Origin of the sequence: Polaribacter sp. BAL334, assembly GCF_015767435.1 — a bacterium.
Classification (GTDB): Bacteria; Bacteroidota; Bacteroidia; order Flavobacteriales; family Flavobacteriaceae; genus Polaribacter.
Genome location: NZ_JADWOV010000246.1, coordinates 1 through 589, shown reverse-complemented (window position 1 = coordinate 589; position 589 = coordinate 1). Strand labels below are relative to the sequence as shown.

Here is a 589-nt window from a genome sequence, read left to right as displayed (position 1 = left end):
TCCTAAAATGATAACTCCACCCCAAAGACCGTTTAAGTCTAAGTCATGACCAGGAGCAACATACACACCAGCAGCAACGTTTGCAGCTGTTAAGGGATCAGCAGCAGCAGTAAAAACGATAGGTAAAGCAGCAGTTCCGTTAGCAATGATTTTAGCACCTTTAGCTACAACTAAAGCAGATGCGTCAACTGGATCAGATTTAAATGCAGCTTTGATAACTGTACCAGGTTGAATTGTTAAAGTTGCATTATTATTTACAACAACTTTTCCGTCAATGTTTACAGTTCCAGACCAATTTGTGTCTGAAGTTATAAAAAATACAGTACCACTACCTATATTAGATGACGAACAAAGATTTGCATCTTTAGTAAAGTATGCAGTCCAACCACTAAAAACACACGTATTTGCCCCAGTTCCAGGAGTTTGATCAGCTAATATTTCAGCATGTGTACTTGTTAATTGAGTAGAAATAGTTGAAAGAGCATCAGTAGTTACGAAATCTAAGTTAGAGAAAGTAAGTGTAGTTCCAAAAGTGTCAGCATCAATACCTTTTACTTTACTACCCACTTTAAAGCCTTTGAAAACGATA

At 37.0% G+C, this 589-nt stretch carries 1 pseudogene; it reads right to left on the bottom strand.

Going from position 1 to position 589, the window contains the following annotated elements:
* Window positions 1-567, bottom strand: a pseudogene (locus IU405_RS04095) (hypothetical protein); the annotation flags it as partial.
* Window positions 568-589 lie beyond the last annotated feature (22 nt).